The organism is Paractinoplanes brasiliensis (assembly GCF_004362215.1).
Classification (GTDB): domain Bacteria; phylum Actinomycetota; class Actinomycetes; order Mycobacteriales; family Micromonosporaceae; genus Actinoplanes; species Actinoplanes brasiliensis.
The window spans coordinates 1,629,872-1,653,094 of record NZ_SNWR01000002.1 but is presented as its reverse complement, the minus strand read 5'-3'; the positions used below and the strand labels follow the sequence as shown (position 1 = coordinate 1,653,094).

Below are 23,223 nucleotides of genomic sequence, written 5' to 3'. Positions count from 1 at the left end.
CCCACCGGGGTTTCAGCGCAGCCGGAACAGGACTTCGCCGGCGCGGGGGACGACCAGGGTGCCGGGGTCGCCGGCGAACGAGGCGACGTCGATGGTGGACGGGTCGCGATAGCCCAGGTTGACCGAGCGGCACACGTCCTCCGGAATCGCCGTGGCCAGGGTCACGTCCACGCGTAGCTTCTCCACACCGGTTGCCGGGTCGTAGGTGCCCGCCCCGCGCAGGTGGGTGGAGTGTGCGAGCACCCCCCAGTGCACGTGCTTGAACCTGTCCCACTGCTTCACGAAGTAGTCGCGGCAGTGGTAGCCGATCTCGTGGATCTGCGGGTGGCTGGTCGCGATCTCGCGGATGTGCGGCGCGTACAGAATCACCTCGCCGCCGTCGGCCACGATCGGTTCCACCTTGTAGAAGCCCTTGGCGCCGGTCCAGATCTCGTCGTACATCTGCGGGATCACCGACAGCACCCGGCGGCGTGGCCGGTCGAGGTAGCTGACGTGAGTGGCCGCGCTGATCTCGGCCGCGCTCGCCCACGACGAGACACAGTCGCCGAACGAGATCGAGTGCAGGGCGCTGCTCTTGTCGCTGTCAGTCCCGCCCGGCGAGAGGCCGGCGTGTGGAACACCGGCGTCTGGAACTCCGGCGGGTGGGAGGCCGGCGTGTGGAACTCCGGCGGGTGGGAGGCCGGCGGCCGGGTTCTCGGCCGTGACCACACAGAACGCGTACTTCTCGGCCGGGATCAGCGCCGCGCCGTCGTTGATGAGAGCCCGTACGGGGGTGAGCCCGGTGGTGCCGATGATCTCGGCCGAGGTGATGAGCGCCCCCAGCCAGTGCGACACGTCGATGATCTGCTGCCCCGCCACGCCGGGGAAGAAGTACTTGTTGCCGCCCGACATGCCGACCACCTCGTGCGGCAGCACCGGCCCGACCACGATGGCGATGTCGTGCTCGACCACAGCCCGGTTGAGCAGCACCGGCACGTCCCCGCTCATCCGCCCGTCGGAGAGCTCCTCGATACGTGAGCTCGGGATCGTCCCGAGGTGGGCAAAGGTCTCCGGCTTCCACCACTCGTGGTTGATCACCGTGGTGCCCGGATAAATCCCGACATGTTGGTTTAGGGCGTCCTGCGACATCGCGCCGTGGGTGCCGAGGGCCACCAGCACGGTCAGCCGGGACACCCGCCCGTGCAACGCCCGATGCGCGGCGCTGACCAGCAACGGCAACGGGCACGTCCGGGTCGCGTCGGGCACCAGCAGGCATACGCTGCGCCCGTCCACGTCGAGCCTGCCCAGCTGCTCGAGGATGAACCCGGTGACCTCCTCCTCGGTGAGCACCCGATCCGCGCCTCCGGCCCGAGCGGCCTGCCCCACGTCAACCGATGTCACGGCTGGTCCTCTCCCCGGCGCAACGCCGAGCGCCGGCCGCGTTGACGAGTGCGGCCCGACGCCGAGCGCCGGCCGTGTCCACGATGCATCACTCGGTGACTCTGCCCGTGAGCGCCCGCCGCGCCCATGCGTACGACATCTCGTGCGACGACAGTTTCGACTCCACCGACGGCTCATCCACTTCGATCATGTAGTCGCCGTCGTACGACGCCGGGATCGCGGCCAGCACCGCGTCGAAGTCCACCACACCCAACCCCGGTTCCGCCCACAGCCGTTTCGAGGCGGTGGCTTCCCGGTACGACAGCGTCGAGCCCGAGAGGTGGTCGGGGAAGACGTCCTTGATGTGGATGCCGCCCAGCCGATCGGCGTAGCGGCCGATGAACCCGGCCGGCTCGATCCCCGCCCAGCGCAAATGCCCCGTGTCGGGACCGAAACCGATCACGTCCGGCCCCAGTTCGTCGAGCAGCCGGGTGATCTCGTGCTCGGTCTCGAAGATCCCGCCGACGTGCGAGTGGTGCAGCGGCCGCAAACCTTCGGCTGCCAGCGCCCGGCACACCTCGCCGCACATGTCGATCGCGCGGCTCAGCCGCCCCTCGTCGAAGCCGGCCCCGACCGCCGGGCGCTCCATTCGCGCGGCCACGGCCATCGAGGACACCATCGTACGGTCGAGTCCCAGCGCGACCTGGTCGGCGGCGAACCGTTTGGCCCTCTCGACCTCGCTCGCCGCGGTGACCGTGTCGTCGAACGGGGAGTTGAACAGGCTGAGCGACGGAGACAGCCCGTACCCGCCGATCCAGGCGCGGTAGTCGCCGGCGCTCATGCCCTCGGGCACGTCGGCCTTGACGGCGGTGAACCCGATCGCGTGGAAGTCGGCGAACGCCTCGGCGAACACCTCCCGGCTCTTGCCGGCGGCGGCCCAGTACGGGATGGGGTTCGCGGCGATCCGGCTCATGCGAGCCTCACCGGCTTCCCGGTGCGGGCCGACTCGTACGCCCCGGTGATGACCGCGATGGACTGCCGGTTGGTCTCCAGGTCGACGCGCAGTCCGGCGTCCCCGGCGAGGGCGTCGAGGAAGTTCTCGTACTGCCGCCGGTGCGCGTCGGACAGCATGCCCGGGTTGCCGGCCGCGGTGTCCGTCCCGCCGCCCGACACCACCTGGGTCCCGCCCATCAGCTTCTCCTCGACCGGCGCGCCGACCGGGGTGGAGTGGAAGAACGCCAGCTGGTCGTTGTCGATGACCGCCGACCCCCGATCGCCGTGCACGTGCAGGCGGGCGCTCAACCCCGGGTACGCCGACGTCGTCGCGTGCAGCACCCCCAGCGCGCCCGACTCGAATCGTACGACCCCGGCCGCCACGTCCTCGACCTCGATGCGTTCGTGGGCGAGGGTCCCGGCGTACGCGAAAACCTCGACCGGCTTGCCGAGCGCGGCCACGAGAAGGTCGACGGTGTGCACGCCCTGGTTCATCAGCGCCCCGCCGCCGTCGAGCTCCCACGTGCCGCGCCAGTCGCCGGAGTCGTAGTAGCTCTGCCCCCGCCACCAGTCGATGGCCGCGATGCCCGAGCTGACCCGCCCGAACTCGCCCGCCCTGATCGCGGCCAGGGTCTGTTCGGTGGACGGGTCGAACCGGTGCTGCGAGATCACGGTGACCAGCGTGCCGGCCTTGTCCCGAGCCGCGATGATCTCGTCCGTACGGGCAACGGTGATCTCGGCCGGCTTCTCGATGATCACGTGTTTGCCCGCGTCGAGGGCCTCGATCGCGACCGGCCCGTGCAGTCCCGTCGGCGTGCACACGACCACCACGTCGATCTGTTCGGCGGCCAAGGCGTCCCGCAACGACCCGTACGGGTTCCCGCCGTGTGCCTCGGTGAGCGCGCGCGCCCGGTCGAGCTCGACGTCGGCCACCGCGGCCAGTTCCAGCCGGTCGGCCAGCTCGCTCATGACCCTGCCGTGGTGCTTGCCGATCACGCCCGCGCCGGCCAGGGCGAACCTCGGAACACTCATGCGTACTCGATCTCCTCGGTGTCGAGCAGGCCGGTGAAGGCCCGCCAGGCGGTCGTGAACAGCTCGGGCCCGGAGAAGCCTCCGGTGGCGTGGCCGGCGGCCAGGTGCGGTTCCAGCGAGAAGAACCCGTCGAAGCCGTCGTGGCGCAGCGCCCGGATCGTGGCCGCCACCTCGCCGTCGCCCTGCCCGGCCGGCACCACGCTGCCGTCGGCGAACAGCGCGTCCTTGATCTGCACGTATTCGACGTGCGGGCGCAGCTGGGCGTACGCGTCGGTGTAGGGGCGCACGCCGACCTGCACGAAGTTGGCCGGGTCCCAGGCCAGCCGCAGGTACGGCGAGCCGACCGAGCGGATCAGGTCCAGGCAGCGGCTGGGCACGTCGCCGTAGATGTGTTTCTCGTTCTCGTGCAGCAGGATCAGGTCGGCCTCCTCGGCGACACGCACCAGCGCGCGCATGCGGTCGATCACTTCCGCGCGGTGCCCGGCCGGGTCGTCGCCGCGGGGCAGGAAGAACGAGAAGATCCGCACGTACGGGGCCTCGAGCAGTTTCGCCACGTCGGCGGCGTGACGCATGCGGTCGAGGTGCGGCGCGAAGTCGTCGGTGACGGCGATCTTGCCGATCGGCGACCCGATGGAGGACACCTTGAGCCCGTACGTGGAAAGGGTCTTCTTGATCGTGTCGAGCTGGTCGGGGGTGAGGTCGAGGATGTTGACGTCCCAGGCGCTGCGCACCTCGACGTATCTCATGCCGAGGCCCGAGACGACCTCGCACTGCTCGGTGAAGTCGGGGGAGATCTCGTCGGAGAATCCGGAGAGGGTCCACATGGGCGGCGCCTTCCTGTGGCTCAGGGGTGCAGGTGATAGATCCGGTCGATCAGGTGCTGGCTCCTGAGGGCCTCCTGCGGCCCGATCCAGAACGGTTCGGGGTCGTCGAGCGAGCCGTAGAAGTCGGCGATCAGCAGTTCGTGCGAGGCGCCCCAGTACGCGCGTCCGCCGCCCTCGGGGGCCAGTTCGGCGATCGTCTCGACCCGTCCGTCGGCGTACGTCACGGTCAGGTCGCCGCGGATCAGCAGTGTGCCGTGCTCGGCGACGATCTCGACGGTGACGGGGGAGTCGACCGCGTTGGTGGTGGTGGCGAAGAAGACGCTGCGCGCGCCGCCGGCGTGGTCGAGGATCAGGTGCGCGGTGTCCTCGACGTCGCCGGACACCCCGCCGTAGCGGCCGGCGTGCCCGCGGACGGTGGTGACCTCGCCGGCCAGCCACTGCAGCAGGTCGAGGGTGTGGATGGCCTGGTTGATCAGCACTCCGCCGCCGGAGCGTTCCCGGATGCCCCGCCACGGCCGGGCGGCGTAGTAGGCGGCGTCGCGGTGCCACAGCACGGACGCCGAGGCCCCGATCACCCGGCCCAGCTCGCCCGAGGTGAGGATCTCGTGGGCGGCCTGGGAGGTAAGGTTGTAGCGGTTCTGCAGGCAGACGCCGACCTTGAGGCCGGGGTGGTCCTTGGCTGCCGCCACGAGCAGGTCGGCCTGCTCGATCGTGTGTGCGACCGGTTTTTCGAGCAGCACGTGCACTCCGCGCTCGAGGGCGTCGAGCGCGATCGGCACGTGCTGGTCGTGGGGTGTGCAGATGTGCACGACGTCGGGGCGTACCTCGTCGAGCAGCGCGCGGTGATCGCCGCGCGAGTCGCACACCCCGGCCAGTGTGGCGCGCAGTTTCTCGATGGCGGCGAGGTGCACCACGGACACATCCCCCAGCCCGACGACGACAACCCTGGGCGCGGCGGTCATTTCACCCCTCCCGCGGTCAGGCCACCGACCAGATAGCGCTGGAAGGCCAGGTACAGCAGCACGACCGGGGCCGCGCAGATGAGCGAGGCGGCCATGATCTGCGAGTAGACCGGCAGCGCGCCGCCCTCCTGCGAGGAGCCGACGATCTGCAGGGCCACGGCGGCGGTGTGCGTCTCGGGGCGGGTCAGCACCGAGGCGAACAGCACGTCGTTCCAGCCCAGCAGAAAGGCGAAGATCCCGGACACCACGATCGCGGGCAGGCTGAGCGGGAAGATGATCCGCCACAGCACGACCAGTGTGGAGGCGCCGTCGGTGCGGGCGGCCTCCTCCAGCTCACGGGGCAGCCCACGCAGGTAGGTGACCATCACCCAGGTCGAGAACGGCAGGGCGAACGTCAGGTACGCCAGGAACAGCCCCCAGCGGGTGCCGATCACGGTGATGCCCAGGTAGTTGCCGGCCGACGAGAACAGCACGAACACCGGCAGCAGCATGAGCGTGCCCGGGATGGACTGCAGGCCGACCAGGCCCCGCAGGATCGTCAGCCGGCCCAGGAACGTGTAACGGACCAGCACGTACGCGGTGGTGGTGCCGAGCAGGGCCGACGCGGCCGCGGTGCACGCGCACACGATCAGGCTGTTGACGATGCCGGTGGACAGGTCGGCGGTGGTCCAGATGCGGCGGTAGCTGTCCAGGCTCCACGAGCTGGGCCAGAACTCGCCCGACGCCACGCCGACGTCGCTGTTCAGCGAGGCGAACACGATGTACAGCACCGGCACCAGCACCATGGCGAGCAGCGTTGCGGTCAGGGCGGCCAGCATCCAGCGCGGCAGCAGCCGGGTGGCCTCGGCCGAGGCGGACACGCTCACGTCAGCACCTCCCGGGCGTGCCCTCCTGGCGTTTCGACCGCTTCGCTCACTGCGGTGCAGTCGGTCATCGCCGGACTCCTTCCTCGTGCACGTCCAGCCGCACCGCGCGCAGATAGACGAAGAGCGGGATCGCGATCAGCACCAGCGACAGCACCGCCATCGCCGCGCTCAGCCCGAACCGCAGGCTCTGGAAGCTGGTCACGTAGACGATCATCGGCATCACGTTGACGTCCTCCGGCGCGGGCGCCCCGAACAGCACGAACGGCAGCGTGAAGTTGTTGATGTGGTTGAGGGTCGCCAGCAGGCAGGCCAGCAGCACCGGGCCGCGCAGGTAGGGCAGGATCACCCGGCGCAGCTTGGGCCACCACGTCACCCCGTCGACCGCCGACGCCTCGTGCACCTCGTGGTCGACCGACTGCAGGGCTGCCAGCGCCATCAGATAGATGAACGGCCAGGCGGCCCAGATCTCGACCAGGATCAGGGTCCAGTACGAGGCCGGACCGCTCAGCCACAGTCCGCCGTCGATGCCGATCTTGGCCAGCCACGTGTTGACGATCCCGTCCGGCTGCAGCATCGTGCGCCACACCGACGCCACGACGAACGACGGGAGGACGTACGGGATCAGGAAGACCGCCCGGACCAGGCCGCGGCCTCGGAACTTGTTCTGCGTGACCAGGGCCGCCGCGATCCCGATCGGCACGGTGGCGGCCGTCGAGATGACGGCGAACGAGACGCTGATCCAGATCGAGTGGAGCAGGCCCGAGCTGAACGACTCGACGTAGTTGCCGAACCCGATGAACGGCGCCTGCACCCACCGGCGCAGCGTGTACTGGTCCAGGTCGATCAGCGAGATCCACACCGCGAGGATCAGCGGCAGCACGATGATCAGCGTCATCAGGATCCCGCCGGGGGTGAGCAGCCACAGCGGCCGTTGCTGCTCGGTCACCCCTTTCCGCCGTACGGGGTCAGGTGGCGCCTTTTGCTCCGGAGGCGCGAGCGTGGCCATCTACTTCGCCCTGTCCAGCGAGCTCTGCGCGGCCTTCTGCGCGTCGGCGATCCGCGAGTCGAGCTGCCCGGTGTTCAGCGGGCCCTTGGTCAGCTCGGGCAGCGTCTGCACGGCGACGTTGGTCAGCGCGAGCTGGACGTCGGCCCAGGCGCCGGTGAACGGAGTGGCGACGGACTTCTTGGCGGCCTCGGTGACCGGTTCGAGCTTCTGGTCGGAGGCGAGGGTCTGCAGCGCGGCCGCGTTGGCGGGGAGGTTGCCGAACTTCTGGTAGTAGTCGAGCTGCGCCTCCTGATCGGTGACCAGCTTGACGTACTCGAAGGCCAGGTCCTTGTTCTTCGAGTAGTCCGCGACGAGCAGGTTGTCACCGGAGAGGATGCTCGCCGCCTCGACACCGCCGGCCGGGCGGCTGGTCGCGCCGGGAGGCACGGTCGGCAGCAGCGCGAACTTCCACTTGCCCTTGACCGCGCCCGAGTCGAGCGAGTTGGTCGCGGTGGTCGTGGTCAGCAGGAAGTAGCCGGTCTTGCCCTTGGCGAACGCGGCCAGGGCCTGCGGGTTGGTCCAGCCGACCGAGGCCGGGTCGACCACCTTGTCATTGGCCAGCCAGCCGAAATAGGTCTGATAGGCCTTCTGCACCGCCGGGTCCTGCAACTTCGCGGTCTTCCCGTCGATCAGCGGGTTGCCGGCCTGGGTGGACATGCCCCACACGAACTTCCACGGGTCGAAATTGTCCTTGTACGCGATCGCCAGGCCGTACTGGTCGCCCTTGGTCAGCTGCTTGGCCTGCGCGGTCAGCTCGTCCCAGGTGGTCGCGGGCTGGTCGATGCCGGCCGCCTGCAGCAGCTCGGTGTTGTAGGCCATGACGAACGGCCGGCTCACCCACGGAATGCCGACCTGATTCTGATCGTCCGGTCCGGAAATGCCGAGCGTGGCCGGGTTGAACTTGTCCTTGCCGCCGATCTTCTGCCATTGTTCGTCGCCCATTTTCACGAAGGCGCCGGTCGAATAGGCGGTCGGCGTGAACGTGGTGCCGACCGCGTACACGTCGGGCCCGGAACCCGACACCACCGAGGTCTGAATCTTGGTCAGCTCGTCGTTGGCCGTGGCGAAGGTTTCGAACTTCACCTCGGCGCCGGTGGCCGCCTTGAACTTCTCACTGATGTCCTTCTGCCAGGCCTGGAACTCGTCGGGGTACTGCGTGTTCGCCGCGATCAGCACGTTCAGCGTCTTGCCGGCGCCGCCCGCACCACCCTCGTCGTCGCCGCCGCAGGCGGCCACACCCAGCGCCAAAGCCGTCACGGCGGTCAACGCCGTCCACCTTTTCGCATTCACGGAAGTCTTCTCCTCTGAGCCGCTTGCGGTAGGGAGTGATCGGGGTCACTGTGAGACGCCCGTTAACACGATGGCAATCAGTTGCCAGTTGTTGCCCCGGCCCCGAGGCAACAACTGGCAACTGATTGCCACGGATCAATGCCGGAACAGAGGCTCGGCAACATGGCTGCCCTGACGTTGCACCCCGATCGGCTGCTGCCGGCCGAGCCGGGGGTCCGTGCGATCGCCCGCCGCCTCTACGAGCAGGTCGCCGACCGGCCCATCATCAGCCCGCACGGGCACGTCGACCCGCGCCTGATCCTCGACGACCAGCCCTTCGCCGACCCGGCGTCGCTGTTCATCCAGCCCGACCACTACGTGACCCGGCTGCTGCACTCCGGCGGGGTGCCGCTGACCGCCCTCGGGGTGGGGGAGGGGCCGCTCTCCGAGGAACGCGCCCGCGAGGCGTGGCGGCTGTTCTGCGCGCACTGGCACCTGTTGCGCGGCACCCCCGTACGGTATTGGTTCGAATCGTCGCTGGCCGAGGTCTTCGGGGTGGCCGAGCGGCCGTCGGCGGGCAACGCGGACGCCCTGTACGACCAGGTCGCCGCGCAACTCGGGCGGGACAGCCACCGGCCGCGGGCGCTGCTCGACCGGTTCGGCATCGAGTTCCTGGCCACCACCGACGACCCGGCCGACGACCTGGCCGCCCACCGGGCCCTGCGCGACGACCCCGCCGTGCGCACCCGGATCGCGCCGACGTTCCGGCCCGACCGCTACCTCGAACTCGGCCGCCCCGGCTGGCCCGAACTGATCAAGGAGCTGCCCGGCGACGTCGGCACGTACGCCGGCTACCTCGCGGCCCTGGAGGAACGACGGCGCTACTTCGTCTCCCTGGGCGCGGTCTCGGCCGACCACGGTCACTTCGACGCCGGAACCGAGCCCCTGCCCGCCGCCGAGGCCGGGCGCATCTATCGCAGCGCGCTCGACGGCACAGTCACCCCGCGCGAGGCGACGGCCTTCCGCCGCCACATGATCTTCGAGATGGCCCGCATGTCGTGCGACGACGGCCTGGTGATGACACTGCACCCCGGCGTGTGGCGCAACCACCACCCGGACACGCTGGCCGGGTTCGGGCCGGACACCGGGCACGACATCCCCGTACAGGTGGAACTGACCGCCGCCCTGCAGCCGCTGCTCGACCGCTTCGGCACCCACCCCCGCCTGCACCTGGTGCTGTTCACCGTCGACCCCGACGTCTACAGCCGCGAGATCGCCCCGCTGGCCGGCTTCTACCCGGCCGTGTACGCGGGCGCGCCCTGGTGGTTCCTGGACAACCCGAGCGAGATCCGGCACTACCAGCGGGCCGTCACCGAGATCGCCGGGTTCAGCCGCATGTCCGGGTTCATCGACGACACCCGCGCGTTCTGCTCGATCCCCGCCCGGCACGACATGTCCCGCCGCCTCGACGCCGGGTTCCTGGCCGAACTGGTCGCCACCCACCGCCTCGACGAGGACGAAGCGCTCGACACGCTTGTCACGCTGGTCGACACCCAGCCGCGTAAAGTGTTCAAACTGTGAGGCCCGTCCGCATCGTCCACCTCGGACTCGGCGGGTTCTTCCGCGCCCACCAGGCCTGGTACACCGGCGCCGTCAGCGACGACTGGGGGATAGCGGCGTTCAGCGGCCGCTCGTCAGCCCTGGCGTCGGCGCTGATGGCGCATGGGTGCCGCTACACGCTCGTGGTCCGCGGCCCGTCGACCGACGAGCCGCAGGTGCAGGAAGCGCTCGTGGCCGCGTACCCGGGCGGCGACGCCGAGACGTGGCGCTCGCTGGTCGCCTCCCCGGCGGTCGCCGTGATCACAGTGACGATGACCGAGGCCGCGTACGCCCCCGGCGGGGTGGTCGCCGACCGTCTCGTCTCCGGCCTGGCCGCGCGCCGGCTCGCCGGTTCCGGCCCGCTGGCCGTGGTGCCGTGCGACAACCTGCCCGGCAACGGCACGGTGACCGCCCGGATCGTGCACGACCTGGCGGCCCGCCTCGACCCGGCCCTCGACGAGTGGATCACGGACAACGTCTCGTTCGTGACCACGATGGTCGACCGCATCACCCCGTCATCCGCCGACCCTCTGACGGTGATCACCGAGCCCTGGACCGAGTGGGTGCTCAGCGGCACGTTCCCCGCCGGGCGGCCGCCGTGGGAGCGGGCCGGCGCCCGCTTCGCCGACGACGTCGTGCCCTACGAAACCCGCAAACTGCTGCTCCTCAACGGGGGACATTCCCTGCTCGCGTACGGGGGGAGCGCGCTCGGCCACGAGACGGTCGCCGACGCCGTGGCAGACCCGCTGTGCCGCGCTTGGCTCACCTCCTGGTGGGACGAGGCCTGCCGGCACGTCCCGTTGCCCGGCTCCGAGCTGACGGCCTACCGCTCGGCGCTCCTGTCCCGGTTCGCCAACCCGCGCATCCGGCACACCCTGGCCCAGATCGCCGCCGACGGCTCCCAGAAAATCCCCATCCGCATCCTGCCGGTGTTGCGGGGCGAGCGCGCAGCCGGCCGTGTCCCTGCCGGAGCCGCCCGCATCGTGGCCGCATGGATCGCCCACCTGCGCGGGGCCGGCGCCCCGATCGCCGACGCGGGCGCCCGGCCGTACATCGACCGCGCCGACTCTGCACGTGACGTGCTCGCCCTGCTGGCCCCCGACCTCGCCGACGACACCGAGCTGATCAAAGCCATCGAGACCGCCGAGCTCCACTGAGGCTTCCACCTCCGATTGCTCACCTCTCAGGTCGCGTCCATGGCTTTACCCCTCCGCCTGCCCACGCCCACGCCCACGCCCACGCCCACGCCCACGCCCACGCCCACGCCCACGCCCACGCCCACGCCCACGCCCACGCCCACGCCCACGCCCACGCCCACGCCCACGCCCACGCCCACGCCCACGCCCACGCCCACGCCCACGCCCACGCCCACGCCCACGCCCGTTAAACTAGGATCCTAGGACGCTGCCTGCTGCCCGCGATGCGAAAGCCTCGCTGCCCGATGAGGTCCGGGGCGCGTTTCGTGGCGGCCTCGCTGTGTGGCGACTTCCGGGGAGTCCAGCAACGCCCGCGCCTCCTCGTGTGCGGGCGCGGTTGGCCGCTTCCCGGCGATGAGCTGCGGCTAAACGGTGGCGAGCCACTCGTCGATCGGGGCGGTCACTTCGGCCGGCATGCGGCGGGCCCACGTGAAGTGGTCGACCCGTACGCCGTCGGTTGTCCGCACCCGCATGCGCTCGGCTTTGGCGGCCCGTTTGGCCAGCAGGGCGACCGCCCGGGGGTTGATCAGGTCGTCGCCCTCGATGTCGAGCATGAGGCGGGGCGTGGTGAGCTCCGACAGCGCCGCCTCGTAGTCGAAGGGGTCGCCGTGCAGGCGGAAACGGCCGTGGCTGGCCTCGTACGCCCAGTCGCGCATCACCGTGCTGGGCTGGCGTCCGGCAAAGCCCAGCCGATGCCCCGGCCAGTAACCGAGAGCACGCGTCACCGTCCGCACGACCCGGATCGAGGCGTAGCGCTGCACCCGCCGGCGTGGGCCGAACTCGGCGGCGCACCGGCTCGTGCCGGTGGCGATGGTGACCACGGCGTCCGGCGTGACCGTGCCCGCGGCCGTGGCCAGCAGCGCGAGCGCCCCGCCCATGCTGTGACCGATCAGGACCGTACGCCGGGCCTCGCTCACCTCCGGCAGCGCGAACACGGCCGGCAGGTCGGCGCGGATGATGTCGCTGTAACCGAACCGGCCCCGGCGGACCCCGGCGATCGGGCTCAGCGGCTGGCCGCGATGCTCGACCCCGACCACGGTGCGCCCGGCCGCGGACCAGACGTCGAACAGTCGCGCGTAGTAGCCGAGCGGCACACCCAGGGCGGGCAGGAACACGACCGTGGTGTCCCCCTCACCGGGCCGGCGGATCTCGTAGCCGATGAGGTGGCCGTCGGCGGCCCGGACCGTGCTGTTCATGAGCGGAGCCTACTGCGCGGGACGCAAGTTCTCCGGCAGGGCTGCCCCCACGATCAGGCCGGCTTCACCCGCGGCGGCCAGCGCCTCCTGCAGCATCAGGCGTTCCGGCCGTTGCTCGCGGCGGGCCAGGGCGGCCACGTCCTCGAACTCCGGCATCACCTGAACGATCACGCCGCCCCGATGCGCGACCTTGACCGCGATGCGGGTGTCGTGCACGGTCACGTCGGCGAAGGCCCGCTTCAGCGCCACCTTTCCCCGCGTACTGTGCCGCACGCCGAGCGTGCTGGTGTCCCGGAAGATCTGCTCGCGCAACGGGTCGGCCAGGCCGGGCGGGCACAGCACGCTCAACGTGTGCGCGGGACGGCCCTTCTTCATCACGATCGGCACCAGCCAGGCGTCGCTCGCTCCGGCCGCGAGCAGACCGGTGAGGATGCCCGGCCACAGCCGCGGGTCAAGGTCGTCCACATTGGCCTCGAGCAGCACCGCCGGCTCGCCCGGCTCGGTCTCAGCCGGCGCCGGCTTCGTGATCCCCGGCCGGGCTTCGCCCATCGCCGGCCCGCCGAGCCCGTACGAACTCAGCCCGCGCTCGCCCGACGCGTACGAACCCGGTCCGCGCTGGTTCTGCCCGGAGGCGCTCGCCCCGGACTTGCTGACCCCGGAATCCGGCTGGACGTCGGGCGCCGGGGCCTCGCCCGCCGTGCCGATCATTACGCGTACGACGTTGGCGTGACCAGCCGGATCACGGCTGCCCGCGCCCACACCGACCGCCTCCAGGGTCATCGGCGGCAACGGCTCACAGGCCCGGGCCAGGCTGCGCAGCAGGGCCAGCCCCGTCGGCGTGGCAAGTTCGCCGTCGCCGCCCGCGCACACCCGCCACCCCCGGGCCAGCTCGGCCACCGCGGGTGCGGGCACCGGCAGGCGACCGTGCCGGGTGCGGACCGTGCCGGAGCCCAGCGCCACCGGCCCCGCCGAAACCGTGTCGACTCCCAGGTCGGCCAGCGCCGCACAGCACCCGACCACGTCGGCGATCGCGTCGAGCGCGCCGACCTCGTGGAAGTGGACGTCGTCGGGTTTCATGCCGTGCACCCGGGCCTCCACCTCGGCCAGGCAACGGAACACCGCGACGGCCGTACGGGTGTCCGTGCCCGCGCGTTCGAGCAGGTCGCGCACGTCGGCCCAGGTGCGGTGCGGAGGGTCGTCGACCAGCGGCTCGACCTCGGCCTTGAGCGCGCGCAACCCGCCACGGGCGACTTCACGGCTGCGTACCTGCACTGTCCCGCCCGAGACGGCGTCGACCGCGGACTGCACCACCGACAGCGAAGCCCCCGCGTCCAGCAGCGCACCGAGCAGCATGTCACCGGCGATCCCGGCCGACGCGTCAACCCACGCGTGCCGCCTCACGATCGTCCCGGCACTGCGGCGTCCGGCACTGCGGCGTCCGGCACGTCCGGCACGTCCGGCACGTCCGGCACGTCCGGCACGTCCGGCACGTCCGGCGCGGGTTCGGTGCCGGCAGTCCGAGGGCCGGGCGCGGCGGTGATCTGGGCCGCCAGATGTCCCGCGCCGTAGCCGTTGTCGATGTTCACCACGGCCACCCCCGGAGCGCACGAGTTCAGCATGGTCAGCAACGCGGCCAGCCCTTCGAAGGCGGCGCCGTACCCCACCGACGTCGGCACCGCCACCACCGGCGCCGAGATCAGGCCGGCCACCACGCCCGGCAGCGCGCCGTCCATGCCGGCCACCACGACGACCACCCGGGCCTGGCGCAGCAGCTCGACGTGGCCGAGGATCCGGTGCAGGCCGGCCACGCCGACGTCCACGATCAGGTCGGTGGCCCGCCCGAGATACTGGGCGGTCAGGGCCGCCTCACGGGCGACGGGCAGGTCGGACGTGCCGGCGGCCACGACGACGACCCGTTCGCCGGTGGGCTCCGGCGGGAGCGGCGGCCAGGCGAGCAGCTGGGCCACCGGGTCGTGGAAGGCGTCGGGAAGCGCCGCCAGGACGGCTTGAGCATGCTCGGTGCTCGCGCGGGTGAACAGCGTGACACCGCCGGCGTGCTCGGCCAGGGCGGCGGCGATGCCCGTGACCTGCTCGGCGGTCTTGCCCGCGCAATAGACGGCCTCCGGATAGCCGCGTCGTCGTGTCCGGTCCAGATCCAGGTCCGCGTAGGAGGCCAGATCTTCGGTCATCGACCGGTCCCGCGGTCCGTTCCAGTCGGTTCGGCGCTGACGCTCACCTGCCGGTCCTCCGTCTCTGCCGCTCCGTCGCGACGATCGGTCGTGAAGGCGCCCGTGAACGCGCCCGACTGGATGCCGGCCAGGTCGAGCGCGACAAAGCGGAAGCCCGCCTGGGTCACGGCCTGGAGTACCCGCCCTCGCATCGGCTCATGCACCGCCCGTACGAGGTCGTCGGCGGGCAACTCCACGCGGGCGACGTCGCCGTGATGGCGTACGCGAAGATCGCCGAAGCCCAGGCGCCGCAACGCCGCCTCGGCCCGCTCGACCTCGCTGAGCTTGCGTGGGCTGACGATCTCGAAGTGGGGGATGCGCGAGGCAAGACACGGGGCCGCGGGCTTGTCGGCGCACGGCAGCTCGAACGCGCGCGCGATCCGGCGCACGGCGGCCTTGTCCAGCCCCGCGTCGGCCAGCGGTGTCAGAACCCGGTGCGCCGCGGCCGCTCTCGCGCCGGGCCGGTCGTGACGGCGTACGTCGTCGGCGTTTTCCCCGTACGCGACGGCGTCGAGCCCGTGCAGCCTGCCGACCTGGTCGTCGATACGCGTGAACAGCTCGTCCTTGCAGTGGAAACAGCGGTCGGGGCCGTTGGCGCGGTACGCGTCGCGCTCGCCCTCACGGGTCTCGACCTCGATCACCGGCACCCCGATGTGCCGGGCCACCCCGTGCGCGGCGGTCCGCTCGTCGGCGGCCAGGCTCGGTGACACCCCGAGGATCGCCACCACCCGTTCGGGCCCCAGCACGTGCACGGCCAGCGCCAGCAGCACCGACGAGTCCACACCGCCCGAGAACGCCACGCCCAGCCGCCCGACCTCGCTGAACTGCCCCGCCATGTGCGCAATCGCCCGTGCGACGTCGGGTGGATCCGGATGTGTCACGCTGTCATTGCACGCCGCCCACCCCTGTCGACGGCAAGCGGTTGCCATTTGTTGCGGTCCTACGTCCCCCACGCCGTCACACCTCCCGGCGTCCCCTTGTTTCTGCCAGCGCCACCGAACCAGGCTCTGCTTGTTCTGACTGCGCCGCTGTCCTCGGCTGTGCTTGTTCTGACTGCGCTGCTGTCCCAGGCTGCGCTTGTGCTCACCGCGCCACCGAACCAGGCGCTGCCCCCGGCGCCGACTTGAGGCCGCCGCTCGTTCGTCCCGGCGCCGCAGACCCCGCCACCGTCCGTTGGCCTCAGCGCTGCCGGTTGGCCTCAGCGCTGCCCGTTGGCCTCAGCGCCGCCGGTTGGTCCCGGCACCGCCCGTTGGTCCCGGCACCGCAGCTCATCGGGGCGGGTTCGCCCCTCTTACCGTCGAAGTTCGCCCGGCGTCCGGGATCACATCGGTCACCTGACCGGTCGTGTCATCCAAGCGGAGTCCTTTCTGTCGGAAGGCAATCACGCCGTTTCGGAAAACGATTCTCCGGCCCATTTTCGAGCTGGAGGACAGAACTCGCGTGAGGCCGGCCGCCCTAGCGTGCCAGTTCCTCCAGCTCGAACTCGTTGCCCCGTACGCCGCTGAGGAAGGCCGTCCACTCCGCCCTGGTGAACGCCAGCACAGGACCGCTCGGGTTCTTCGAGTCGCGGACGCCGATGACCCCGTCGACCAGGGCCACCTCGACGCAGTTCGTCTCCGAACTGCTCCGGGACTTGCGCCACCGGGCCGACCGAAAATCAAGCCGACGCATGACTTTCCACCTCCATAAGGATCGGTTTGCCCCGACCCATCGTATGGAGTAAACGGAGTGCCGCTATGTCCAGCGACTGTCCGGTAACCGACTGCCAATCTATCGCAGTCAATCACTTGTATTTCCCAGCAGGGCGCGCGCGGCCGCCCGGCGCAACTTGCCGGACGGGGTCTTGGGCAGCGAGCCGGGCGGCACGACGCGCACGGCGGCGGGCCGCGCGTCGACCTCCGCGACCACCCGCGAAGTGACCTCCTTGGCGATCTGTTCGGCGGCGTCCGCGTCACCGGCCTGGCGGGACTCGGCCAGCACCGCGAACGACTCGCGTGCCACCCCGTCACCGGCGAGCAGGCGTACGGCGGCGACGTTGCCCTCGCGTACGCCGGGAACCGCTCCTGCCGCCCGCTCGATGTCGGTCGGATAGATGTTGCGGCCGCCCATGATGATCACGTCTTTGCGCCGCCCGCAGACGACGATCTGCCCGTCGGCCACGTAGCCCTCGTCGCCGATGTCGAGCCAGCCCTCGGCATCGCGCGCCGGCTCGAACCCGTCGGGCGTGATGTAGCCGTCGGTGACCGACTCGCCACGTAGCTGCAGCCGGCCGACCTGGCGTTCGCCGAGCGGCGCGCCCTCGTCGTCGACCACACGGACCTCGACACTGGGGAACGGGCGCCCGAGCATCGGGATCTCGCGCGGGCCGGGTTTGGCGAGCCTGTCGCGTTCGAGCGCCGCCGGGTCGACCCGGTCGAGCATCATCGGGTCGGACACCTCGGACAGCGAGATCACCAGGGTGCTCTCGGCGGCGCCGTAACAGCAGTTCACCGCGCCGGGATCGAACCCGAACCGGGACGCGGCGGTGACGAACGCGCGCATCGCCACCGGGTCGATCGGCTCGGCCCCGTTGCAGGCGACCCGCAGCGTGGACAGGTCGAGCGTGCCAGGTTCGACCCGGGCGAGTTGCCGGGTGAGCACCGCCCACGCGAAGTTGGGCGCCGTGGTGATCGTGCCGCCGTACTTGCTCATCAGCTCGGCCCACAGCAGCGGCCGGCTCAGGAAGTCGGCGGGTGTGACGCTGACCAGCTCGAGCCCGCTGAGCATGGGCAGCGCCAGGCAGCCGATCATGCCCATGTCGTGGAACATCGGCAGCCACGACACCATGACGCCGTCCTCGCCGCAGCTCAGATGGGTGCTCGAGTCGGTCAGGTTGGCGAACAGGTTGCGGTGGGTGATGCGCACGGCCTTGGGCTCGGCCGTCGAACCGCTGGTCAGCTGCAGCAGCGCCAGACTGTCCTCGTCGGCCTCGACCGGCTCGGCGTCGCCGCCGCCGGCCAGGACGGACGGGCTGACGTTCCTGATCCCGTACGCGGTGAGGGCCGCCGCCATCTGCTCGAACGGCGCCCCGACGACGACCAGTCGTGCGTCGATCATGCGTAGCACGCGCAACGTGTCGTCACGCCAGACGGCCAGGTCGGTGCGCGGGGTGGGCTGGTGCAGCATCGTCACGCTGCCGCCGGCCAGCCAGACCCCCTGCGCGACCGGGGCGATCTCGGCCGGCATGCCCGCGAGCACGGCCACCGCCTGCCCCGGCCCAAGCCCGTTCGCGATCAGCCCACCCGCGACGCGCCGGGCCTGAGCGTGCAGCTCGGACCATGTGCGCCGGGTGGCCGCGCCCGGCTCGCCGGTCACCATGCCGGTGCGCGCCCGCTCGGCGTTCGCGACCACACCCTCGACGAAACGACTCACGCGACCTCCCACACCGCACGGCTCCGGACCGGGGCGCCGCCCTCGCGATGACCGGCCCGCTGGTGCCGGACCGTGGCCCTCGCGACGGCTTGGACCCGGCCCTCACGCTACGCGGACGCCGTCATGATCGCGTTCCGTTGTCCACAGGGCCCGCCGCCCGTCGGCCGCCTGTGGATAACCCGCGGCCCGGCCTTGACATGCGCTAACGTGCGGGCCAGCCCCCGGGTGGGTGGGGCGTGTGAACAGTGGCGCCAAAACCGAGCCGCGCAGCCGCCGAGTGCACCGGAACGGCGAGTGCACCGGAAACGGCGAGTGCATCGCTGTCGCCGAGTGCATCGCGACCGCTGAGTGCATCGCAACCGCCGACTGCAACGGAACCGCCGAGTGCGGTGGAAACGGCGAGTGCAACAGAAACGGCGAGTCCACCGCGATCGCCGCGCAATCATGGGGCCCACGCAGTAGACAGGCTCGGTCGCCGGCTCGGCCCGACAACCCAGGCCCGGGGCTCAGATTTCCAGCTGCTGTTCGATGGTGCGCAAACGGTGCCGGGCCATCGCCAGGTTCGCGCGGTCCCGGTGCAGGGCCAGATAGACGAAAAGACCGCGGCCGTCCGGTTTGTTGACCGGCCGGATCAGGTGGTATTGCGAGCCCAGCGTGACGAGGATGTCCTCGACCGTCTCCTCCATTCCGAGCATTTCCAGCGTCCGCATTTTCGCGCGCAACACCTCCGTGTTGGTGGCCGCCGCGACGGTGACGTCGAAGCCGAAACCGCCGCCCGCCGTCCCCAGTGCCATGCCGCTGGTCGAGTCGACCACCGCTACCGCGATCGCGCCTTCGACCCCGAGGGCGTCCTTGAGTGCCACATCCATCCCGGCCATGCCCCGTGTGCTCCTTCCGTCTGTGTGCGCCCAGCATGGACCGCAGCGGCCGGTGTCGATCGGACAGCAAGTCCGTCGCGCCGACGTGCCGGCACCGCAGAGTGATCGTGTAGGGGAGTCGAATTGAAGACTTTCGCAATTCGCCAGGTCGCCAATTCATGATCGTCGCGGATCGGGCCTGTTCATCGGCGGCCCGGGGAATTCCGTACAGTGGTCGGCACGCATTCAGGTGGGGGAGACGTCGATGTCAGTGCCGCTCTACCAGGCGAAGGCCGAAATGTTCCGCACGCTGGGCCATCCGGTGCGGATCCGGGTGCTCGAGCTGCTGCAGGCCGGCCCGCTTCCGGTACGCGATCTGCTGTCCGAGATCGACGTCGAGCCGTCCAACCTGTCGCAGCAGCTGGCCGTGCTGCGCCGCACCGGAGTGGTCACCTCGTTCCGCGACGGCGCGCTGGTCATGTACGCGTTGAGCACCCCGGACGTGGCCGACCTGCTGGCCGCGGGCCGCCGGATCCTGGGCTCGGTGCTCGCCGACCGCGACGGACTACTGGCCGAGCTGAAAGCGCACAGCCCCGCGGAATGACCAAGCGCCGAGCCGAAAGCGGAACGGCCAAGCGCCGAGCCGAAAGCGGAACGGCCAAGCGCCGAGCCGAAAGCGGAACGGCCAAGCGCCGAGCCGAAGGCCGAATGACCAAGCGCCGAGCCGAAGGCGGAACGGCCAGCGCCGAGCCGAAGGCGGAACGGCCAGCGCCGAGCCGAAGGCGGAATGACCAAGCGGCCGAGCTCAAAGCGGAGTGACCGAGCGGCCGAGCTCAAAGCGCACGGCCCCGCCGATTGATCCACCCGATAGGGTGCTGCGATGGAACGCACCGCGTTGGTCACCGGCGCCTCGTCCGGCATCGGCCTGGCCACGGCCGCCGCCCTCGTGGCGAAGGGTTACCGGGTTCTCGGCACGAGCCGCCGGCCGGAAAAGGTCGCGCAACCCGTCGAGGGCGTCGATTACCTGCCGCTCGACCTCACCGACCCGGCCTCGATCGAGGCGCTGGCCGAGCCTCTGAAAACCGTCGACGTCCTCGTGAACAATGCCGGCGAGAGCCAGTCCGGACCGTTCGAGGAACTGCCCGCCGACGCGTTGCGCCGTATTTTCCAGGTCAACGTCCTCGGCCCCGTACGGCTGGCGCAGTTGGCTCTGCCCGGCATGCGTGAGCGGGGATACGGCCGGGTGGTGATGGTCGGTTCGATGCTCGCGTCGTTCCCGTTGGCTTACAGGTCGTCCTACGTCGCGACGAAAGCGGCCGTCAAAGGGTTCGCCAACGCCGCCCGGCACGAGTTCTCCCCGTACGGGGTGTGGCTGACGACGGTGGAACCGGGTTCGATCGCGACCGGCATCAGCGAGCGCCGCACGAGTTACATCGCCCCGGATTCGCCGCACCGCGCGGATTACGAGCGCATGCTGGCCGCCCTCAACCGCAACGAGGCGGCCGGCATTTCCGCGGAACGGGTCGCCGCCACCATCGTCACCGCGATCGAGGCGAGCAAACCCCGGCAGCGGTACGCCGTCGGCAGCAACGCCGCAGTCGTGTTCCCGTTACGCCGCCTGGTCCCCACGGCATTGGTCGAGAAATTGACCCACAAACGCCACGACCTGCGGCGTTAGGACAGTTCGGCGATGATGCGGGCGACCTCGGCCTCGTCCGTGGTCTCGCGACCGGCGTCGGCCGTGCCCAGTGAGACACCCCCGCTGCCGGGCAGGGTGCGTTTGGCCGAGGCGTGCACGGCCGGGACACCGGTGCGCACGATCGCGGCGACGACCTCGGGGCGCACACCCCCGCCCGCCATGACCTCGATGCGGCCGGCGGCCTCGGCGACCAGGCGGGCCAGCGCGGGCAGGGCGTCGGCCACGCTGGTGGCGCCGGCCGAGGTGAGGATGCGGCGCACCCCGAGTTTGACCAGGTCGTCGATGGCTTCGCCAGGCGAGGCCAGGGTGTCGAAGGCGCGGTGGAAGGTCACCTCGGTGCCGGTGTCGGCGACCCGGCTGACCAGGTCGACGTCCACCCGTCCCTCTCGTACGCCCCCGATCACCACCCCGGACGCCCCGGCTGCGATCGCATGCCGTACGTCGGAAAGGGTTGTCGCCACCTCGTCGGCGGAGTATTCGAAACCGCCCGGCCGTGGCCGCACCAGCACGTGCACCGGCGGAATGCCGGGCGTCGCCACGGCCGCCTCGATGAACCCGAGCGACGGCGTGACCCCGCCCAGCGGCAGCGCCGAGCACAGCTCGATGCGGTCGACGCCGGCACGTGCCGCCACGGCCAGCCCGTACGCGTCCTGAACAGCCAACTCGAAGGCAACCATCAGGGCGCGATCTCCCAGTGTCGAGGGCATGACCGTCTCAGTATTTCATCGATCGCCTTTGCAGGAGTTCGGTGGTGGCGGCCCACAGGCGGCGCTCGCGTTCGGGGTCGACGGCGACCGGCTCGACCTGGGTCAGGCGGTCGCGGACGACGAAGGCGCCGTCGCGCAGGCCGGCCCACCGGGGGTCCAGCGCCATCGAGGCCAGCTGCGGGCCGGAGGTCTCGGGGGTGGCGACGCCGGGGATGCGGGCGATCGCGCGGCCGATGGCCTGGACGGCGGCGGGGGTGTCGCGGCCCAGCGCGGTGCCGGGCATCCAGCCGGGTTCGAAGACCGAGACGTTGATGCCGGGGCCGACGTGTCGTTGCAGCTCGTGGGCGTAGTAGAGGACGGCGAGCTTGGCGTTGGAGTAGGCCACGCCGGCCGAACCCGGGGCCGGGCGCGCGATGTCGATGGGGTCGGTCCACTCAGCGGCGGGCACGTGCAGCAGGCGCCGCCAGAAGTTGGCGTGGTAGGTGTTCGACCCGAGCAGCACGATCCGCGCGGGCGTGTCCAGCACATCCACCAGGTCGCCGATCAGCTGGGCGTGCGCGAGGTGGTTCACCGCGAACGTCATCTCGTACCCGTCGGCCGACGCCTTGCGCGTGTCGGCGGTCATGGCGCCCGCGTTGGCGATCAGCGCCCGGAGCGGCCGCACCACCCCGGCATCGAGCATTTCCCGTACGGTCGTGGCCGCGGCCCGCACGTCGGCGAGCCGGGACAGGTCGGCGCCGATCTCGTGGACGGTTGCGCCGAGCGTACGGGCCTCGTTCGCGACGTCGGTGAGCGCGTGACCGGGGCGTCCGACCAGCAGCAGATCGGGGCGTTCGGCCTGCGGGCGGCCCGCCATGGCCAGTGTCGTGGCCCGGCCCAGACCGCGGGTCGGGCCGGTGATCAGAACGGTTGTCATGCCGACCAGCCTGCTGCTCGCCGGGCCGGGCAGGCAGCCGTCCGGTTTTCGTAGGACTGTCAGGGCCACGACAACAACGGAACCGGCAGCTTGCGTAGGACTGCCAGGGCCAGGACAACCGCGGGCCGGGCGCGCAGACTCGACGGTATGGAGTCGTGGGAGTTCGGCCGGATGCTGCGCCGCTGGCGTGACCGTGTGACACCCGAGGCCGTGGGCGTGCCGACGGGTCGCCGCCGCCGGGCCACCGGGCTGCGCCGCGAGGAGCTGGCGGCGCTGGCCGGCATCTCGGCCGACTACCTCACCCGCCTTGAGCAGGGCCGCGCGACGGCGCCCTCGGCCCAGGTGGTGGAGGCGCTGGCCCGCGCGCTGCGGCTCCCGGACGCCGAGCGGGACCTGCTCCATCAGCTCGCCGGCCACGCCGCCCCGGGACTCGGCGTGGTGCAGTCCCGGGTCACCCCGAGTGTGCAGCGGCTGCTCGACCGGCTCGGGCACACCCCGGTGGTCGTGTACGACGCCACCTGGACGCTGGTGCTCGCCAACGCGCCGTACGACGCGCTGATGGGTGAGACCACGTCGTGGCGCGGCATCGAGCGCAACGCGATCTGGCGTAACCTGCTCGGCCCGGCCTCCCGGGTGGTGCACACGCCGCAGGAGCAGGCCGAGCACGTGGCCCGGCTGGTGGCCGATCTGCGGCTGACCGCGTCGCGGTACCCGGCCGACCGGGCGCTGCGCAAGCTGGTGGGCGACCTCGCCGAGGCCGGCCCGCGTTTCGCCGAGCTGTGGGACAGCGACACCCCGCCACCCGCACCGGGGGACACGTCGAAACGCAAGATCATCGACCATCCGGCGGTGGGCCGCATCACGCTCGACTGCGACACGCTGGTCGTGGCCCTCGACGACCTGCGCATCATGGTCTACACGGCCGAGCCGGGCACCGAGGACGCCGACCGGCTCGCCCTGGCCGTCGTCCTCGGCACCCAGTCGCTGACCGCTGGTTGAAGCGGCCGGGCCGTGCACGCCCTGAGTGAGAGCCGGGCTCGGCCTGCGCGGGGAAGCGGGCGCCA

The 23,223-nt window shown here is 71.0% G+C and carries 22 protein-coding genes; 5 read left to right on the top strand and 17 right to left on the bottom strand.

The window, feature by feature from the left end:
- Positions 1-12: 12 nt before the first annotated feature.
- The 8 genes from C8E87_RS46130 to C8E87_RS39480 all read right to left on the bottom strand — a co-directional run bounded on the left by C8E87_RS46130 (position 13) and on the right by C8E87_RS39480 (position 8,338).
- Positions 13-1,380 carry a lactate racemase domain-containing protein gene (locus C8E87_RS46130; RefSeq protein ID WP_133878459.1) on the bottom strand — a complete coding sequence of 456 codons (1,368 nt, stop codon included), beginning with the start codon at positions 1,378-1,380 and terminating at the stop codon, positions 13-15.
- 88 nt (positions 1,381-1,468) lie between these two features.
- Positions 1,469-2,332 carry a sugar phosphate isomerase/epimerase family protein gene (locus tag C8E87_RS39510; RefSeq protein ID WP_133878458.1) on the bottom strand — a complete coding sequence of 288 codons (864 nt, stop codon included), beginning with the start codon at positions 2,330-2,332 and terminating at the stop codon, positions 1,469-1,471.
- Positions 2,329-3,384, bottom strand: coding sequence for a Gfo/Idh/MocA family protein (locus tag C8E87_RS39505; protein WP_133878457.1), 1,056 nt, complete (start codon positions 3,382-3,384; stop codon positions 2,329-2,331). The genes C8E87_RS39510 and C8E87_RS39505 overlap by 4 nt, the downstream gene beginning before the upstream one ends.
- Positions 3,381-4,208, bottom strand: coding sequence for a sugar phosphate isomerase/epimerase family protein (locus C8E87_RS39500; RefSeq protein ID WP_133878456.1), 828 nt, complete (start codon positions 4,206-4,208; stop codon positions 3,381-3,383). The genes C8E87_RS39505 and C8E87_RS39500 overlap by 4 nt, the downstream gene beginning before the upstream one ends.
- Positions 4,209-4,228: 20 nt before the next feature.
- Positions 4,229-5,170, bottom strand: coding sequence for a Gfo/Idh/MocA family protein (locus C8E87_RS39495; protein WP_133878455.1), 942 nt, complete (start codon positions 5,168-5,170; stop codon positions 4,229-4,231).
- Positions 5,167-6,036 carry a carbohydrate ABC transporter permease gene (locus C8E87_RS39490; protein WP_239080055.1) on the bottom strand — a complete coding sequence of 290 codons (870 nt, stop codon included), beginning with the start codon at positions 6,034-6,036 and terminating at the stop codon, positions 5,167-5,169. The genes C8E87_RS39495 and C8E87_RS39490 overlap by 4 nt, the downstream gene beginning before the upstream one ends.
- A gap of 64 nt (positions 6,037-6,100) precedes the next feature.
- Complete coding sequence (locus C8E87_RS39485; RefSeq protein ID WP_133878454.1) at positions 6,101-7,042, bottom strand: carbohydrate ABC transporter permease; 942 nt, start codon at positions 7,040-7,042, stop codon at positions 6,101-6,103.
- Positions 7,043-8,338: an ABC transporter substrate-binding protein gene (locus tag C8E87_RS39480; protein ID WP_239080057.1), complete on the bottom strand. Its 1,296-nt coding sequence runs from the start codon at positions 8,336-8,338 to the stop codon at positions 7,043-7,045.
- Positions 8,339-8,533: 195 nt separating this feature from the next.
- On the opposite strand from C8E87_RS39480, the gene uxaC reads away from it, so the two are divergent.
- Positions 8,534-9,931: a glucuronate isomerase gene (uxaC, locus tag C8E87_RS39475; protein ID WP_133878452.1), complete on the top strand. Its 1,398-nt coding sequence runs from the start codon at positions 8,534-8,536 to the stop codon at positions 9,929-9,931.
- A complete protein-coding gene (locus C8E87_RS39470) occupies positions 9,928-11,106 on the top strand; it encodes a mannitol dehydrogenase family protein (protein WP_133878451.1) in 1,179 nt (392 codons plus the stop codon). The genes uxaC and C8E87_RS39470 overlap by 4 nt, the downstream gene beginning before the upstream one ends.
- 404 nt (positions 11,107-11,510) lie before the next feature.
- On the opposite strand, the gene C8E87_RS39460 is transcribed toward C8E87_RS39470, so the two are convergent.
- From C8E87_RS39460 to C8E87_RS39430, 7 genes are all read right to left on the bottom strand, one after another.
- Positions 11,511-12,341: an alpha/beta fold hydrolase gene (locus C8E87_RS39460; RefSeq protein WP_133878450.1), complete on the bottom strand. Its 831-nt coding sequence runs from the start codon at positions 12,339-12,341 to the stop codon at positions 11,511-11,513.
- 9 nt (positions 12,342-12,350) lie between these two features.
- Positions 12,351-13,742: a nickel pincer cofactor biosynthesis protein LarC gene (larC, locus tag C8E87_RS39455; protein WP_239080058.1), complete on the bottom strand. Its 1,392-nt coding sequence runs from the start codon at positions 13,740-13,742 to the stop codon at positions 12,351-12,353.
- The gene (gene larB / locus C8E87_RS39450; protein ID WP_133878449.1) at positions 13,739-14,530 is read right to left on the bottom strand and encodes a nickel pincer cofactor biosynthesis protein LarB; all 792 of its coding nucleotides are present in this window, start codon (positions 14,528-14,530) and stop codon (positions 13,739-13,741) included. Before larB ends, larC begins: the two co-directional genes overlap by 4 nt.
- Positions 14,527-15,450 carry an ATP-dependent sacrificial sulfur transferase LarE gene (gene larE, locus C8E87_RS39445; RefSeq protein ID WP_239080059.1) on the bottom strand — a complete coding sequence of 308 codons (924 nt, stop codon included), beginning with the start codon at positions 15,448-15,450 and terminating at the stop codon, positions 14,527-14,529. The genes larB and larE overlap by 4 nt, the downstream gene beginning before the upstream one ends.
- 574 nt (positions 15,451-16,024) lie before the next feature.
- Positions 16,025-16,240: a DUF397 domain-containing protein gene (locus tag C8E87_RS39440; RefSeq protein ID WP_133878448.1), complete on the bottom strand. Its 216-nt coding sequence runs from the start codon at positions 16,238-16,240 to the stop codon at positions 16,025-16,027.
- 108 nt (positions 16,241-16,348) lie between these two features.
- Positions 16,349-17,980 carry a fatty acyl-AMP ligase gene (locus C8E87_RS39435; protein WP_133878447.1) on the bottom strand — a complete coding sequence of 544 codons (1,632 nt, stop codon included), beginning with the start codon at positions 17,978-17,980 and terminating at the stop codon, positions 16,349-16,351.
- Between the two features lie 506 nt (positions 17,981-18,486).
- A complete protein-coding gene (locus tag C8E87_RS39430; RefSeq protein WP_133878446.1) occupies positions 18,487-18,858 on the bottom strand; it encodes a hypothetical protein in 372 nt (123 codons plus the stop codon).
- 244 nt (positions 18,859-19,102) lie between these two features.
- On the opposite strand from C8E87_RS39430, the gene C8E87_RS39425 reads away from it, so the two are divergent.
- On the top strand, positions 19,103-19,441 hold the full coding sequence (locus C8E87_RS39425) for an ArsR/SmtB family transcription factor (RefSeq protein ID WP_133878445.1): 339 nt from the start codon (positions 19,103-19,105) through the stop codon (positions 19,439-19,441).
- Between the two features lie 276 nt (positions 19,442-19,717).
- Complete coding sequence (locus C8E87_RS39420; RefSeq protein WP_133878444.1) at positions 19,718-20,515, top strand: SDR family oxidoreductase; 798 nt, start codon at positions 19,718-19,720, stop codon at positions 20,513-20,515.
- Here C8E87_RS39420 and C8E87_RS39415 read toward each other — a convergent pair.
- Positions 20,512-21,243: a copper homeostasis protein CutC gene (locus tag C8E87_RS39415; RefSeq protein WP_133878443.1), complete on the bottom strand. Its 732-nt coding sequence runs from the start codon at positions 21,241-21,243 to the stop codon at positions 20,512-20,514. The two genes, C8E87_RS39420 and C8E87_RS39415, sit on opposite strands and share 4 nt — an antisense overlap.
- 7 nt (positions 21,244-21,250) lie before the next feature.
- Positions 21,251-22,228, bottom strand: a complete 978-nt coding sequence (locus tag C8E87_RS39410) for an SDR family NAD(P)-dependent oxidoreductase (protein WP_239080060.1) — start codon at positions 22,226-22,228, stop codon at positions 21,251-21,253.
- A gap of 78 nt (positions 22,229-22,306) precedes the next feature.
- Between C8E87_RS39410 and C8E87_RS39405 the strand changes: the two genes are divergently transcribed.
- Positions 22,307-23,158 carry a helix-turn-helix transcriptional regulator gene (locus tag C8E87_RS39405; RefSeq protein ID WP_133878442.1) on the top strand — a complete coding sequence of 284 codons (852 nt, stop codon included), beginning with the start codon at positions 22,307-22,309 and terminating at the stop codon, positions 23,156-23,158.
- The last annotated feature ends 65 nt before the right edge of the window (positions 23,159-23,223 follow it).